Annotated in this window: 10 protein-coding genes; 6 read left to right on the top strand and 4 right to left on the bottom strand. The window is 68.9% G+C overall.

Translation table 11 applies throughout. The features are described from left to right. Nucleotides 1-48: 48 nt before the first annotated feature. Complete coding sequence (gene murI / locus PGN16_RS14390; RefSeq protein WP_335310061.1) at nucleotides 49-834, bottom strand: glutamate racemase; 786 nt, start codon at nucleotides 832-834, stop codon at nucleotides 49-51. Between the two features lie 57 nt (nucleotides 835-891). Between murI and plsY the strand changes: the two genes are divergently transcribed. From plsY to topA, 3 genes are all read left to right on the top strand, one after another. Continuing rightward, nucleotides 892-1,578: a glycerol-3-phosphate 1-O-acyltransferase PlsY gene (gene plsY, locus PGN16_RS14385; RefSeq protein ID WP_335310060.1), complete on the top strand. Its 687-nt coding sequence runs from the start codon at nucleotides 892-894 to the stop codon at nucleotides 1,576-1,578. Next, the gene (gene dprA / locus PGN16_RS14380) at nucleotides 1,571-2,647 is read left to right on the top strand and encodes a DNA-processing protein DprA (RefSeq protein WP_335310059.1); all 1,077 of its coding nucleotides are present in this window, start codon (nucleotides 1,571-1,573) and stop codon (nucleotides 2,645-2,647) included. Before plsY ends, dprA begins: the two co-directional genes overlap by 8 nt. A gap of 220 nt (nucleotides 2,648-2,867) precedes the next feature. Next, nucleotides 2,868-5,441 (top strand): type I DNA topoisomerase, encoded by a 2,574-nt coding sequence (gene topA / locus PGN16_RS14375; protein WP_335310058.1) that lies wholly within the window; start codon nucleotides 2,868-2,870, stop codon nucleotides 5,439-5,441. A 259-nt stretch (nucleotides 5,442-5,700) separates the two neighbouring features. On the opposite strand, the gene PGN16_RS14370 is transcribed toward topA, so the two are convergent. The 3 genes from PGN16_RS14370 to queF form a co-directional block, all read right to left on the bottom strand. Further along, the gene (locus PGN16_RS14370) at nucleotides 5,701-6,981 is read right to left on the bottom strand and encodes a glycoside hydrolase family 130 protein (RefSeq protein ID WP_335310057.1); all 1,281 of its coding nucleotides are present in this window, start codon (nucleotides 6,979-6,981) and stop codon (nucleotides 5,701-5,703) included. A 46-nt stretch (nucleotides 6,982-7,027) separates the two neighbouring features. Beyond that, on the bottom strand, nucleotides 7,028-9,301 hold the full coding sequence (locus tag PGN16_RS14365; protein WP_335310056.1) for a glycosyltransferase family 4 protein: 2,274 nt from the start codon (nucleotides 9,299-9,301) through the stop codon (nucleotides 7,028-7,030). Between the two features lie 126 nt (nucleotides 9,302-9,427). Further along, complete coding sequence (gene queF / locus PGN16_RS14360; RefSeq protein WP_184036758.1) at nucleotides 9,428-9,874, bottom strand: preQ(1) synthase; 447 nt, start codon at nucleotides 9,872-9,874, stop codon at nucleotides 9,428-9,430. Nucleotides 9,875-9,949: 75 nt separating this feature from the next. Between queF and PGN16_RS14355 the strand changes: the two genes are divergently transcribed. From PGN16_RS14355 to PGN16_RS14345, 3 genes are read left to right on the top strand one after another with little or no spacing between them, the layout of a single operon-like run. Continuing rightward, nucleotides 9,950-10,798 (top strand): sulfurtransferase, encoded by an 849-nt coding sequence (locus PGN16_RS14355; protein WP_335310055.1) that lies wholly within the window; start codon nucleotides 9,950-9,952, stop codon nucleotides 10,796-10,798. Continuing rightward, nucleotides 10,795-11,988 carry a cystathionine beta-lyase gene (metC, locus tag PGN16_RS14350; protein WP_335310054.1) on the top strand — a complete coding sequence of 398 codons (1,194 nt, stop codon included), beginning with the start codon at nucleotides 10,795-10,797 and terminating at the stop codon, nucleotides 11,986-11,988. The genes PGN16_RS14355 and metC overlap by 4 nt, the downstream gene beginning before the upstream one ends. Continuing rightward, the gene (locus PGN16_RS14345) at nucleotides 11,967-13,274 is read left to right on the top strand and encodes a mechanosensitive ion channel family protein (protein ID WP_335310053.1); all 1,308 of its coding nucleotides are present in this window, start codon (nucleotides 11,967-11,969) and stop codon (nucleotides 13,272-13,274) included. The genes metC and PGN16_RS14345 overlap by 22 nt, the downstream gene beginning before the upstream one ends. Nucleotides 13,275-13,552: the final 278 nt, after the last annotated feature.

Genomic DNA, 13,552 nt, shown 5'->3' with positions numbered 1-13,552 from the left:
AATAAGAAGCGTGGCCCCGGATCAAGTCCGGGGCGACGGAACCTCGAGTCAAAGCGCCTCGACCCGCCCGAAACCGAGCCCCGCCGCCAGCCGCCGCTCGGCGTCACCCAGCCGCGTGAACACCAGCACATCCTCCGCCTGCGCCGGCCACGCCTGCCCCTCTGTCAGATGGACGATCCGCCGCGCGATTCCCGGCCCGCCGTCGACGAACCGCACGCCCGCGGGCGCGACAGCCACCAGTTCCGCCTCCAGCAACGGGAAGTGCGTACAGGCATTGACGATCACGTCGATCGCCGCCCCGCCCGGCTGCGCGAACAGCCCGTCCAGCTCGCGCGCCAGCGCCGCCGGATCGGGTGGCGTCCCCGCCAGCTTCGCCTCCGCGATCTCGACCAGCGCCGCCGAGCCATAGCGCAGCACCGTACAGTCGCTCGCGAACCGCGCCGCCAGATCGTCGACATAGGGCTGACGCACCGTCGCCGCGGTGCCCAGCACCCCGATCACCCGCGACCGGCTCATCGCCGCCGCCGGCTTGATCGCGGGCACCGTACCCACAACCCCGACGTCGAGCGCGGCGCGGACCGCCGCCAGCGCGATCGTCGAGGCGGTGTTGCACGCGATCACCACCAGCCGCGGGCGATAGCGCTCGACCAGCCGCCCGAGCAGCGCCGGCACCCGCGCGGCGATCTCCGCCTCGCTGCGCGTGCCGTAGGGGAAGCCGGCCGAATCGGCGGCGTAGACGATCGGCGCCTGCGGCAGCAGCGCGCGCGTCGGCGCGACCACCGACAGTCCGCCGACGCCGGAATCGAAGAACAGGATCGGAGCCGATTCAATCACACCGCCACCTAGTCCGTATCGATGATGCAGGGCAACGCTGCCGGTGGCGTACCCGAAATGTTTCGGCTAAAGCTCGCGATCGAGGGGGATCGAACACTGCCGACCGAGATCATCTGGATACCGCCGGCCGCGGCCTTGCTGATCGGCTATTTGCTCGGCTCAATCCCGTTCGGCGTCGTGCTGACGCGGCTGACCGGCGCGGGCGACCTGCGCCAGATCGGCTCGGGCAATATCGGCGCCACCAACGTGCTGCGCACCGGGCGCAAGGGGCTGGCGGCGGCGACCCTGCTGCTCGATCTCGCCAAGGGGCTGGCCGCGGTGCTGCTGGTCGCGTGGCTGTGGCCCGGCGAGCAACCGCTGGCGGCGGCCGGCGCGCTGATCGGCCATTGCTATCCGGTCTGGCTGCGCTTCCGCGGCGGCAAGGGCGTCGCGACGCTGATGGGCGTCGCGCTCGGGCTCGGCTGGCCGCTCGGGCTGGTGTTCGCGATCCTGTGGCTCGGTTTGCTCGCGATCACCCGCGTCTCGTCGCTGGCCGGCATGGCGGCGGCGATCAGCACCCCGGTTACCGCCGCGATCCTCGGCGATTTCGATCTCGTGCCCTTGCTGCTGGCGCTGGCCGCGATCGTGCTGTGGAAGCACCGCGCCAATATCGCGCGGCTGGTCGACGGCACCGAGCCGCGCGTCGGCGGCGCGAAGCCTGCGCCCAGCGAAGCGGAGGCGGTGGGCGAAGACGCCGGTGGATGACACGACCGCGCGGCTGCGGCTGATCCGCACGCCGTCGATCGGACCGGTCAGCTATCGCCAATTGCTCGCACGCTTCGGCTCGGCGGCGGCGGCGCTCGACGCGCTCCCCGATCTCGCCCGACGCGGCGGCGGCCGCGTCCCCGCGCCACCCCCGATCGCCGCGGTCGAGCGCGAACGAAAGCTCGTCGAGAAGCTCGGTGCGCGGCTGCTGTTCGTCGGCGACCCCGATTACCCCGCCTTGCTCGCCGAGATCGACAACGGCCCCGCGGTGCTGACCGTCCGTGGCGACCTGTCGCTGATGCGACGCACGCCGGTCGCGCTGGTCGGTGCGCGCAACGCCTCGGCCGCCGCGTGCCGCTTCGCGCGCGGTCTGGCGCAGGAACTGGCCGCAGACGGCGCGAGCGTCGTCTCCGGGCTCGCGCGCGGGATCGATACCGCGGCGCACGAAGGCGCGGGCGCGGCGACGATCGCGGTGATCGCCGGCGGGATCGACGTCGCCTACCCGCCCGAGAATGCGACGCTTCAGGAACACATCGCCAGCGACGCACTGCTGATCGCCGAAATGCCACCCGGCACCGAGCCGCGTGCCCGTCACTTCCCGCACCGCAACCGCATCATCGCCGGGCTGGCGCTGGGCACGGTGGTGGTCGAGGCCGCGCCAAAATCGGGCTCGCTCATCACCGCGCGACTGGCCGGCGAACAGGGGCGCGAGGTGATGGCGGTGCCCGGTCACCCGTCCGACCCGCGCGCACAGGGCTGCAACGCGCTGATTCGCGATGGCGCGACCCTGATCCAGAACGCCGCCGACGTGCTGGAGCAGATTCGCCCGATCGACGCCCGCGCCGCGGTCCGTGCGCCCACCGGCGGCTGGGGCGCGCCCCCGCCCGAAGACGCCAGCGACGCCGAGCGCACGCGCATTGAAGCGCTGCTCGGTCCGGTGCCGGTCGCGGTCGACGAACTGGTGCGTCAGTCCGGCTGCGCGCCGGCGGTGGTGCAGATGGTGCTGCTGGAACTCGAACTCGCCAGTCGCCTCGAACGCCACGCCGGCGGCCGCGTGAGCCTTTGCTGAGCGCCGTTGCCTGAACGTGATCGACTGAAATCACCGACCCGCTACCCCGTCATCCCGGACTTGATCCGGGATCCCGCTTTTACCTCCGTCGCGAAGAAGAAGCGGGGCCCCGGATCAAGTCCGGGGCGACGGAAGGAAGACTGTTCCACACACCCTTGACGCCCCCCGCCGCTCCCCTTCACCCTCGCACGTACGTGTGAGGCTCCCTAGTTAGGCAACAATGCAGCTCGTCATCGTCGAATCGCCCGCCAAGGCCAAAACCATCGAGAAGTACCTCGGCTCGGACTATCGCGTCCTCGCCAGCTACGGCCACGTCCGCGACCTGCCGCCGCGCGACGGCTCGGTGAACCCCGACGAGGGGTTCGCGATGGAGTGGGAGAACTACGCCGACAAGACCAAGCAGCTGAAAGCGATCGCCGATCTCGCCAAGACCGCCGACCGCCTGATCCTTGCCACCGACCCTGATCGCGAAGGCGAGGCGATTTCGTGGCACGTTCAGGAGGTGCTCGCCAAGCGCAAGGCGCTGCCGAAGGACGTCCAGCGCGTCACCTTCAACGCGATCACCAAACAGGCGGTGACGCAGGCGATGCAGGCGCCGCGCGATCTCGATACCGACCTGATCGACGCGTACCGCGCCCGCCGCGCGCTCGACTATCTGGTCGGCTTCACGCTCTCGCCGGTGCTGTGGCGCAAGCTGCCCGGGGCAAAGTCGGCGGGGCGCGTCCAGTCGGTCGCGCTGCGGCTGATCGTCGACCGCGAGCGCGAGATCGAGGCATTCCGCGCGCAGGAATATTGGTCGGTCATCGCGAGCATGGAGCAGGACGGCACGCCGTTCGCCGCGCGGCTGGTGCAATGGCAGGGCAAGAAGCTCGACCGCCTGTCGATCGGCAACGAGGGCGACGCGCTCAAGGCCAAGGCGGACGTCGAGGCCGGCAATTTCTCGGTCCAGTCGGTCGAGACCAAGCCCGCGACGCGCAACCCGCCGCCGCCCTTCACCACCTCGACGCTCCAGCAGGAGGCGGCGCGCAAGCTCGGCTTCTCCGCCGACCATACGATGCGGATCGCGCAGCAGCTCTACGAGGATGGCGCGATCACCTACATGCGGACCGACGGCGTACAGATGGACGGCAGCGCCATCTCCGCTGCGCGCGCCGCGATCGCCGACCGCTATGACGGCGGCTACGTCCCCGACAAGCCGCGCCAGTATCAGACCAAGGCCAAGAACGCCCAGGAAGCGCACGAGGCGATCCGACCGACCGACTTTTCGAAGGACCGCGTCGGCTCGGGCGACCATGCGCGGCTGTACGATCTGGTGTGGAAGCGCGCGCTCGCGTCGCAGATGGCGTCGGCACGGATGGAGCGCACCACGATCGAGCTGGCCGACGGCACCGGGCGCAACGTGCTGCGCGCGACCGGTCAGGTGGTGCTCTTCCCCGGTTATCTCGCGCTCTACGAGGAAGGCCAGGACGACAGCCAGGACGAGGACGCCAAGCGCCTGCCGCGGATGCGCGAGGGCGACAGCCCGGCGAAGAAGGACGTCGTCGCCGAACAGCATTTCACCCAGCCGCCACCGCGCTTCTCCGAGGCTTCGCTGGTCAAGCGGATGGAAGAACTGGGGATCGGTCGCCCGTCGACCTATGCCTCGATCATCAAGACGCTCAAGGACCGCGCCTATGTGCGCGTCGAGAAGAACCGCTTCTTCGCCGAGGAGAGCGGGCGGCTGGTGACGGCGTTCCTCGAGCGCTTCTTCGAGAAATACGTCGGCTTCGATTACACCGCCGGGCTCGAGGAGGAGCTGGACGACGTCTCCGGCGGCCGCGCGCAATGGCAGGCGGTGCTGGAGGCGTTCTGGCGCGACTTCAAGCCGCGCACCGCCGAAGTGATGGAGCAGAAGCCGAGCGAGGTCACCGCCGCGCTCGACCAGTTCCTTGCGCCATACCTGTTCCCCGAAAAGGCCGATGGCAGCGATCCGCGGCTGTGCCCGGCGTGCCACGCGGGGCAGCTCGCGCTGCGCGGCGGCAAGTTCGGCGCGTTCATCGCGTGCAGCAACTATCCCGAGTGCAAGTTCACGCGCCGCTTCGCGCAGGGCGGCGACGCCGCGGCGGAGGACAGCGGGCCGGAGACGCTCGGGCAGGATCCCGAAACCGGGCTGCCGGTCGAGCGCAAGAGCGGGCGGTTCGGTCCGTACATCCAGCTCGGCGAGGGCAAGGAGGCGAAGCGCGCGTCGATTCCGAAGGACATCGGCGAACTCGACCTCGAGATGGCGCTGCGTTTGTTGAACCTTCCGCGCACCATCGGGCAACATCCGGAGACGGGGCTGCCCATCAACGCCAGCATCGGCCGCTATGGGCCGTACCTCGTGCACGACGGCAAATATGCGCGACTTTCGTCAACATCGGAGGTGTTCGAAACCGGCATGAACGCCGCGGTCGTCAAGCTGGCCGAGGCGGCGGCGGGCGGCGGTCGCCCGGCGCGCGGGGCGGCGCGCGCGCCGCTCAAGGTGCTGGGCGCTCACCCGCGCACCGAGGCGGAGATCAAGCTGATGGAGGGCCGCTACGGTCCCTATGTCACGGACGGCACGACCAATGCGACGCTGCCCAAGACGATCGCCCCCGACCAGTTGACCCTGGAGGAAGCCGCGCAACTGATCGACGACCGCGCAGCGGCGGGCCCGTCCAAGACGAAGAAGAAGGCACCGGCGAAGAAGGCGGCGGCGAAGAAGCCGGCTGCTGAGAAGAAGCCTGCGGTGAAGAAGGCGCCTGCGAAGAAGGCGCCGGCCAAGAAGGCCCGCTAAGAAGACGGCGGCGATAGAAGAGTAGTTCGTAAGTCGTCGCAAATATCGTCATTGCGAGCGTAGCGAAGCAATCCAGAGCGTCCTGATCCGGCCCTGGATTGCTTCGCTATGCTCGCAATGACGACTGTAGAACATCGCCGACGGCAAAGCCGCCGGCCTAATGTCGGACGGGGTCGGCCAAGCCAACCCGCCGGCCGGACCGGTCGCTGCGCGGCCCTGTGGCCTGCACCGCCGCAGACGTGGCCGCGACGGCGACCGGTCACATCTTCGCCAGCAATTCCTTGATCGACACGAACGCGAACCCAACCGAGCTGTCCGCGATCCCGTACGGCATGAACAGCTTGTCGCCATGCTTCATCGCGCCACACGTATAGACGACGTTCGGCACATAGCCCTCGCGGTCCTGATCCGCCGCCGCCAGGATCGGCGAGCGCGTGCGGCCGATGATCCGCGCCGGATTGTCCTTGTCGAGCAACGCCGCGCCGATCGAATACTTCCGCATCGCGCCCACGCCGTGCGTCAGCAGCAGCCAACCCTCGTCGATCTCGATCGGCGGCCCGCAATTGCCGATCTGGACGAACTCCCACGGAAACACCGGCTTGAGGATCAGCTCGCCGTCGTCCCAATGCGTCAGGTCGTTGGTGCGCAGCAGGTACAGGTTCTCGCCGTCCTGCCGCCCGATCGACAGATATTCGCCACCCACCTTGCGCGGGAACAGCGCGATGCCCTTGTTGCGCGCCGCGCTGCCGGTCATCGGGATCAGGTCGAACGCGCGGAAATCGCGCGTCCGCAGCAGCTCGGACTGGATCGTCGCGCCGTTATAGGCGGTATAGGTCCCCAGCCACTCCTGCGTCCCGTCGTCGTGCGTGAAGTGCACGAGCCGCAGATCCTCCAGCCCCTTGGACTGCGCATCGGTGATCGGGAAGATCACCGTGCCCGACAGCGTGCTGTCGCGATGGCGATAGACCGTCACCGGCCCGCTGGGCGGCGCTTCCTCGTCGGTGCCGGTCGCGTCGGTGGCGGTCGCGAACGGCGGCTCGGGCGCCAGCTTCAGCTCGTTCTCGCTGGTGATGATCCCCTCGCGGAACGCCACCGAGGAGATATGCCCCTCGCCGACCGCGCGCAGCGACATGACGATGCGTTGCGCCCCGTCCTCCATCCCCGACTGATCGGGATGCGGCACCGCGCTGGGGTTCATCAGCGCGGCGGCGGCATAGCTATATTCGTGGCAGAAATAGGCGCCGATCAACTGACGCTTCTCGTCAGAGATCCGGCTGCCGTCCAGCCCATGCGCCGCCGCGATCTCGTCATAGCGGGTCATGAACACGCGTCGCGTCTGCCAGTGACGCGCCTCGAAGTCCTTCAGCACCAGGTCGAGCTGGTCACGCGCCTCCTGCGGCGACATGTCCATGACCTCGCTGATCAGCCGCTGCGACCGGCTGACGCCGTTGGCATTGGCGATCCAGCCGATGTGAAAGGGGCGCACCACGACGCGCGACGGATCGGCATGCAGGCGCAGCCGGTGGTTGAACAGCTCCAAGGACCAGCCTCGTCTTTAGGGACGTCGAACGCGAGCGTCGCCGCCGTCAGGCGAAGACGCGCACCGTCCCTGCCACTTTTCCGACGCGCTTTGAAAGCCCCGAAATCGCACAGGACGCCATTTGTAACGCAAGGATCGACTCGGCACCTTGATTGCGGTTCAATCCGGTCGGCATCAGCCCGTCGAAACAGCCACCATCGCGCTGCGTCGCCAGCGGCAGGTCGAGGTCGTTGACCCCGAGATACCAGTCATAGGCACGCTTCGCCTCGGCGTACCAGCGCGCATCACCGGTGGCGTCGAACGCCGCGGCGCACGCGTCGATCGTCGCCTGTGCCTCCAGCGGCTGCTGGTCGAACGGCAACGGATCCTCATAGACGCGCCCGAAGCTCTCCGACCCCACCGCGCGGAAATGCCCCTCGGGCGCGGTCTGCCGGGCAACGATCCAGTCGAGTGTGTCCAGCCCGCACGCGATCAGATCGGCACGGTTGAGCGCCAGCCCGGCGCGCAGCATCGCCTCGGGCAGCCGCGCATTGTCATAAGCGAGCACGATCTCGAACCAGCACCATTCCGGCCGCCGCGCCGCGTCGAGCAGGGCGAGATGCTCGTCGGGGAAGCGGCGCAGGATCTGCAACGCCATCTCATGCCCCGGCGACGCCTCCAGCATCGCCGCCGCGCCGAGCATCGCAAACGCCTGCGCGCGCGGGCTGCCGAGGTCGAGCGCGAGGCTGGCGGTGTTGTCGAACATCGCCGTCGCCCAATCGCGATGCTTGGGCTCGTGCGCGTCACGCGCGGTGACACCCAGCGCCCAAAGCGCACGTCCGTTCGAATCCTCCGAGCCGACGTCCTCGCACCACGTCCGGTCGAAGTTCATGAAGTTGCGGAACCGACGTGCATCCGGGTTCCACGCGAACTGCACGAACGACGCATAGATCGTCATCCACTTGTCGCGCGTCTCCGCGTCGAGATCGTCGATCGCGCTCATCAGCATCAGCGCGCGCGCATTGTCGTCGATGCAATAGCCGTGGCGGCGATCGGGCACCGAGAAGATCGAATGCTGGAGCATCCCCGTCGCATCGCTCATCCGCTCGACCGCCGCGATATCGGGAGCCAACACCTGTTTGTCGGCCTTGCCGGGGTGCGGAAGCCGCTGCGTCCGCGTCGACAGGCTGGCCATCAGTTCGTCCATCGCCTTCTCCACCACGCGTGGCCAGATCATCGTCCGGCCCCGCGCATAAGCCCGGGCCGACAGCCGCGCGAGATTACGCGCGCTGCCGAGCAGGTCGTTGATCTCGCGCGCGAACGCGGCCGGGTCGCGGAAGTCGACCAGCACGCCGTGCCCATCGGCAAGGATCTCGGTGGCATGGACGTACGGGGTGGACACCACCGCCTTGCCGACGCCGACCGCATAGCTGAGCGTCCCGCTCGTGATCTGCGCCGGGTTCAGGTACGGCGTCGCGTAAATGTCCGCTGCCTGGAGATAGTCGATCAGGTCGTCGTGATCGACGAACGCGTCGATGAACGCGACGTTCGCGCCGACGCCAAGCTCTTCGGCACGCGCCTTGAGCGAATCGCGATACTTTTCACCCTCGTGCGCGACCAGATTGGGATGCGTCGCACCGAGCACGACGTACATTGCCTCCGGATGCCGCTCGACCACCGACGGCATCGCCTCGATGATCGTCTCGATCCCCTTGCCGGGCGCGAGCAGCCCGAAGGTCAGGATCACGCGGCGGCCGTCCCAGCCGAAGCGCGCCTTGAACGCATCCGGCTCGGCGAACGGCCGGTCGGGCACGCCGTGCGGGATCGTCGCGATCTGCTTCGGGTTGGCGCCATAGACGCGCTCGAGGATTTCGCGGCCACGCTCGGCCATCACGATCACCTTGGCGGCGCGGCGCAGCAGCCCTTCGAGCACGGTGCGCTCGGCGGCGCTCGGCTTTTCGAGGACGGTGTGCAGCGTGACGATCAGCGGCAGCGACACGCGGTCGAGCAGTGCCAGAATGTGCCCGCCCGCCTCGCCGCCGAAAATGCCATATTCGTGCTGGAGCCACAGCACCTGCGCGCCGCTGTTCTCGATCGCGCGCGCGGTGGAGACATAGGCGTCGCGGTCATGCTGGGGGATCGTGCCGACCACCGCTGCGGGATAATCGTAGCGGCCGGGATGGTCGTCCATCGCATAGACGTCGACCTGCATCTCGGGGAAGCGAGCGCGCAGCGCCTGATAGGTGTCGGTGGTGAAGGTCGCGATCCCGCACTTTCGCGGCAGGAAGTTACCGATCAGCGCGATATGCCCGACGTCCAGCGCTCCGGTCGACTGCTTCATCCCCTTGCCTTTGCCGATGGGTACGGCGCCCAATGCGCGCGTATTCGCAAAGGTGAACCGTTATTCAGACGAAAGGTTGCCGGATTTCCGCATTGCAGCATGACCGAACGGATTGATCGCGATCAATCACCCTCGCCCGCGGTACGGCGCTACACCCTGATCCGGCAGCCACAAGCCAGCCGGCGCCGCGCCCGATTGCCAGAAGACGTCGATCGGCATTCCGCCGCGCGGGTACCAATAGCCGCCGATCCGCAGCCATTGCGGCTGCATCTCGCGGAACAGCCGCTCGCCGATCCCCACCGTGCAATCCTCGTGGAACGCGGCATGGTTGCGGAACGAGCCGAGGAAAAGCTTCAACGACTTCGACTCGACGATCGTCTCCGCCGGCGCATAGTCGATCACCAGATGCGCGAAATCGGGCTGACCCGTCACCGGGCAGAGCGAGGTGAATTCGGGCTGCGTGAAGCGCACCAGATAGGTCTGCGCCGGGCGCGGGTTGGGGACGTAATCGAGCACTGCTTCCTCGGGAGAAGCGGGCAGCGTGCTGGTCTGGCCAAGATGCATCGGGGTCATGCGCGCGCACATAAGGCGTGATGTGAGTAATTGCGACCTGTTCCCAGCCGTCACGCTGGCGCTATGGAGAGGGGCATGACCGCTCTCGTCTCCACCGAATGGCTCGCCGCGCACGCGGCCGCGCCGGGGCTGCGCATCCTCGACGCCAGCTATCACGTCGGCCTGCCCGGCGAAGCGCCGCGCGACGCCGCCGCCGACTTCGCCGCCGGGCACGTCCCGGGCGCGGTCTTCATGGACCTCGCCGGCTTCAACGCACCGGATGCACCGCTTCCCTCCACCATGCCCGACGCTATGCATTTCGCCGCGCAGGCGGGGCGGCTAGGGTTGCGCAGCGACGACCGGATCGTGCTCTATGACGATGCGCCGCACCGGACCGCCGCGCGCGCCTGGGTGATGCTGCGCGCGTTCGGCTTCACCGACGTCGCGCTGCTCGACGGCGGGCTGGCGAAGTGGAAGGCGGAGGGGCGGCCGCTGGAGCAAGGCGCGTCGCCGGTCGCACCGACCACCGTCGACGTCACTGCCTCGAACATCGGCCTCCTCGATCTCGCCGCGATGCGCGCACTCCAGCGGGACGGCAGCGCGCAGATCGTCGACGCGCGCTCGGCGGCGCGCTTCACCGGCGCGGAAGCCGATCCCCGCCCCGGCGTCGCGCCCGGCCATATCCCGGGTGCGCGCAACCTGCCCTATCCGCAGCTCTTCAACCCCGACGGGACGTGGAAACAGGGCGAGGCGCTCGCCGCCGCCTTCACCGCGGCCAGGGTCGATCTCGACCGCCCGCTGGCAATGACCTGCGGCTCGGGGATCACCGCCAGCGTGCTGGCGTTCGGCGCACATCTGCTCGGGCGCGAGGCGGCGGTCTATGACGGTAGCTGGACCGAATGGGGCGGCGATCCCGCCACCCCCAAGGCGACGGGGGACGCATGAGCGCGCGCGACGACATCCGACCGGCAACGCGGCTGGTCACCGGCGGACGGCGCAAGGAATGGACCGCCGGCGTGGTCAACACGCCGGTCTGGCGCGCCTCGACGATCCTCTACGACGATGTCGCGCACCTGCGCGCGACCGGCGCGCGCGACACCCACCACCGGCTGTTCTACGGCCGCCGCGGCACGCCGACGCAATGGAGCCTCGCCGACGCGCTGACCGAGCTGGAGCCCGGCGCGGAGGGCACGTTCCTCTATCCCTCGGGCGTCGCGGCGGTTTCGGCATGTCTGCTGACGCTGCTGTCGCCCGGCGACGAGCTGCTGCTGGTCGACAGCGCCTATGACCCGACCCGCGCGCTTGCCGACAAGCTGCTGGCGCGGATGGGGGTGACGACGCGCTATTACGATCCGCTGATCGGCGCGGGCATCGCCGACCTGATCGGTGAGCACACGCGCGTGATCTTCATGGAAAGCCCGGGCAGCCTGACCTTCGAGGTGCAGGACATCCCCGCGATCGTCGCCGCCGCAAAGGCGCGCGGCGTCGCGACCGTCATCGACAACACCTGGGCGACGCCGCTGCTGTTCCCGGTCATCGAGCGGGGCGTGGATTATTCGATCCTCGCCTGCACCAAGTACATCGGCGGCCATTCCGACGTGATGATGGGCTCGGTCACCGCCGGGCCGGGCCGGTTCGCGGCATTGCGCGACACCAGCTTCCAGCTCGGGCAGGTCATCAGCGCCGACGACGCCTATCTCGCCGCACGCGGGCTGCGCACGATGGGTGTACGGATGGAGCGCCACGAGACGAGCGCACTGCGCATCGCCGAATGGCTGGCGGCCCGCCCCGAAGTCGCGCGCGTCCTCCACCCCGCGCTTCCCTCCTGCCCCGGCCACGACCTGTGGCAGCGCGACTTCAAGGGCGCGTCGGGCTTGTTCGCCTTCGTACTCGCGGGCGGCGACGATGCGGCGCGCTGCGCCTTGATCGACACGCTCGACCTGTTCGGGATCGGCTACAGCTGGGGCGGGTTCGAGAGCCTCGCGGTGCCGGTCGACCCGCAGCGTCACCGTACCGCCACCACCCCCGATTTCGCCGGGCCGCTGGTGCGGTTGCAGATCGGGCTCGAAGACCCCGACGACCTGATCGCCGACCTCGAACGCGGGCTGGCGGCGTGGCGCGCGGCGCAGGCGTGACCGACGTCGCGCCGCTGCTCGAGATGGTGCCGGCGCAGGCCGACCTGATCGAGCTGGCGGCGGCCGGCGCGCTGGTGCTCGCGGCGCTGGCGCTGGGCGTCATGGCGCAACGGATCGTCGGCGCGCGCACCGCCGCCTGGTGGCGCGCGCGCGTCGGATCACATGTCGAGGGGCTGAGCCCCCGCATCGCGACGATCATCCGCCACGGCAGCGCCGTGCTGCTGCTCGCGCTGATCTACGCCGTCTGGCCATGGGGGCCGTTGCCCGCCGCCGCGATCGGCTTCGCGATGGCCGCGGCGGGGACGCTGACCGCGCACCAGCTGATGCGCGGCGTCGGCATCCCGCGCTGGGCGGCCTATGTCGTCGAGCTGGTCGTATTCACCGCGCTGTTCAGCCATGCGGTCGGCGGGCTGGAGCCGATCACGACCACGCTCGACGCGATCGGCGTGCGGGTCGGCAGCCGTCGCCTGTCGCTGCTCTCGCTGATCGAGGTGCTGGTGATCGTGGTCGCGCTGATGGCGGCGGTGCGCGTCGCCAATCGCCTGACCGCGCACACCATCGCCCATGCCCGCGCGCTCGACCCGACGCAAAAGGTGCTGGCGCAGAAGATCGCCGGGATCGTCGTCGTCGTCTTCGCCTTCCTGTTCGGGATCGACCTGCTCGGGATCGACCTCACCGCCTTCGCGGTCTTCTCGGGCGCGTTCGGGCTCGCGGTCGGCTTCGGGATGCAGAAGACGATCGGCAATCTGATCGCCGGGATCATCCTGTTGCTCGATCGCTCGATCAAGCCGGGCGACGTGATCGCGGTCGGCACCAGCTTCGGCTGGGTCAACAAGATCGGCGTCCGCGCGGTGTCGGTCGTGACGCGCGACGGCAAGGAGCATCTGATCCCGAACGAGGATCTGATGACCCGCGAGGTCGAGAACTGGTCGTACACCGACCGCAACGTCCGCGTCCGCATCCCGGTGCGCGTGCCCTACGACTGCGACCTGCAGGCGGCGCAGGCGCTGATGCTGAAGGCGGCACGCGAGTCGCCGCGCGTGCTCGACTCGCCCAAGCCCAACGTGTGGCTGACCGCGTTCGGCACCGATGGCGCCGAACATGAGATCCTCGCGTGGATCAGCGATCCGGAAAGCGGCGTCGGCAACGTCCGCTCGGACGTGCTCAACCGCCTGTGGACGATGTTCCGCGACGCCGGGATCGGGATGCCGTTCGCACAGCGCGACATCTATGTGCGGAGCTGGCCGGGCGGCGAGACGCCCGTTGAGCCGTCACCCCGAGCCTGACCCGGAGGCGCAGCGCTCGGACAAGAACCACCGTCGTCCCTGCGAAGGCAGGGACCCATGTCTGCCGAATGCAAAGGAGCCATCTGACACACGGCACGACGCGCCTGTGTCAGATGGCTCATTATGACGATCCAGACATAGGCCCCTGCCTCCGCAGGGGCGACGTCGGTGGCTTGTGTCGTGGCCGGGGCTAAACCGGGCCTTAGCCTTGGGCGAGATCCGTCCCGTCACCTCTGCTTCGCCACCGAAGAAGCGAAGCTACCGTCGTCCCTGCGAAG

The sequence above is a fragment of the Sphingomonas phyllosphaerae genome, assembly GCF_036946485.1.
GTDB classification, from domain to species: Bacteria; Pseudomonadota; Alphaproteobacteria; order Sphingomonadales; family Sphingomonadaceae; genus Sphingomonas; species Sphingomonas phyllosphaerae_E.
Note: the sequence above shows the minus strand (reverse complement) of the source record. Positions and strands in the feature narration are given on the sequence as shown.